This window comes from Moorena sp. SIO4G3 (assembly GCF_010692305.1).
GTDB lineage: Bacteria > Cyanobacteriota > Cyanobacteriia > Cyanobacteriales > Coleofasciculaceae > Moorena > Moorena producens_A.
In genome coordinates this window covers 1-2,172 of the sequence record NZ_JAAHIG010000671.1, presented here as the reverse complement: position 1 = coordinate 2,172, position 2,172 = coordinate 1, and the positions used below count along the sequence as shown (strand labels likewise).

1 protein-coding gene is annotated in these 2,172 nt (G+C 45.1%); it reads right to left on the bottom strand.

From position 1 onward, the window contains the following. Positions 1 to 88: 88 nt before the first annotated feature. A complete protein-coding gene (locus F6J99_RS44410; RefSeq protein WP_293123678.1) occupies positions 89 to 1,591 on the bottom strand; it encodes a reverse transcriptase domain-containing protein in 1,503 nt (500 codons plus the stop codon). Positions 1,592 to 2,172 lie beyond the last annotated feature (581 nt).

Below are 2,172 nucleotides of genomic sequence, written 5' to 3'. Positions count from 1 at the left end.
ATTAGAGTCGATGTCCGGTATTATCCGGAGCACCTCTCCTTCAAATCCGAGCGTGAAACTTTCGCCTCACTCGGCTCCTAGATATTCTTTACCTTTCGGTTTTGCCCATATGGATTAATTGATGACAACTTCGGTGTACCGCAGATAGATTCTTTGGTTTCCAGTTGTCATGATTTCCGTCTACATGGTGAAGGTGGACATTTTCACCAGGTAATAACTTCAATCCACAGTACCCACACGTATGGTTCTGCTTGGTCAAAGTTTTGGATGTCGTATTGTCGTAGAGTTTGCTGTTTCGCTTGCTCCAGTACACTGTATCTCCGTCATATGGTGACTTGGTTCCAGTGACCATGACATGACCGAATTGCTCGTATGGAACTTTTGGGAAGGCTTTTTTAACTAGCTTTACTGCTTCGTGTTTATTTACCTTCTTTTCCTTTTTGAATTTTATTCTGGCGTCTTCGCTTTGGAACCATAGTGATTCCTTTGTTCCGCTCATGTCACAATTCTTATGGTAGTTCCTCCAACCGCGTACGATTGGGGCGAGCTTTCTAACTTTGACTTCTGCTCCATAGTTCGAGCTGTTGACCACGGTTTTTACCTTCTTACGGAAAACTCGGAAATTGTCCTCTGAGGGAGTACTTCTTAGTTTTCCGTTTTCTTGGACTCGAAAATTCCAGCCCAGGAAGTCAAATCCGTTTGTCGAGTGTGTAATCTTGGTTTTCTCTTCGCTGATTTCCATCCCTCTTTTTGCGAGGGATTCTTTGATTTTGGTAAGGACTTTTTCGGCATTGTCTTTTGGCTTTAGAAAAATTATCATGTCATCAGCGTACCTGACTGATGGGTGAATATTTTCTATTCCGTCAAGTGCTATATTAGCGAGGAGGGGCGAAACCACGCCGCCCTGTGGTGTGCCCTGTTCGGGGAATTCCAGGTCAACTCCTGCTTTTAGGCATCGGAATATCCCAGTCTTCAAACTCTCCGGGGCAATTAGTTTTGTCATTATTGAACGGTGTGATATGCGGTCAAAGCATTTTTTAATGTCTAGTTCAATTACCCTCTTTTCCTTTCCATTAACTCTAGAGTTCAGGTTTTGAAACACATACTTCTGTGCATCCTGAGCGCTTCTACCAGTCCTAAACCCGTAGCTCCGGGCGTGAAAGGTGGCTTCGTGGGCGGGTTCGAGTGCAAATTTTGCTAGACATTGCCATGCTCGGTCAGCGATGGTGGGAACCTTAAGTATTCTTGTTTTCCCGTTTTTCTTCTTGATTGGTACTTCCCGTAGTCCACTGTGTTTCCAGACATGGGCACAGTGGTTCAGCCTTTCAAGAAGTTCAAACCGTTCTTTGGGAGTGAGGGCTGTCTTCCCATCAATCCCGGCAGTTTTCTTACCCTGATTGAGTTGTGTTACTTGACGGATGGCCAGTAACTGTGCCGTACGAGACCTCAGAATCAGTTTCTGTAGAGACCTTGCTTTTTTCAAGTCACCAGCTCGAACTGCTTTATATACACGCTTCTGTAGGCGGAATAAATCTTGACGGAGTTTTTTCCATTTTTGATTTTTCCATGATTCACTATAAGATTTTCTCATGTGTCTAATCGTGCTCTTCATTGGCTCCGTATATTCTGAATACCCGTGACCAGTTTCCGGTCACATCTTACCCGGTGGGAGGGATTAAGTCTGGCATGACTTACTGATATTTCGACCTTTTCTTCAGACCTCCTAACCACCGTTTTTTCTCGTTCCGTTCTTTGGATTGTTTTGACGATTTAGGATGATTCACTTGGCCTATCCATTTCTCGGAGTTACAGCTATTGAGAATGCATGCTGTGAGAATAAATGGATTAAGTCCACATGTAATGTTTCAGATTGTGGCTTCTCGGTAAGACCCTTTTCTAGAATCTGTTTATCCATGTCGTCTCGCCATTAGCGCCAGTGTGGGTAATCTGTTTCCCCTCTGATTGCGCCCTGTTGCCAGCGTCACTCTGGTAGGTTGCCGCCTTCCTCGGTGTGGCCAGATAGGCAGTCACCTGTCTCCTCAGGGGTGGGGTTTTCACCCACATCCAAAGAACAGTTAGTTGGTTACTGGGGTGTCCGCCCTAGTATCCTTCCCCAACTCATACCCCTTTATTTGCTAAAGGCTCTTAGTTGGAACGAGTCGCACATTCTCC

What these genes read in the sequence shown, in the direction of transcription:
- F6J99_RS44410 (WP_293123678.1), bottom strand. Translation starts at nt 1,591, where the DNA reads ATGAGAAAATCTTATAGTGAATCATGGAAAAATCAAAAATGGAAAAAA.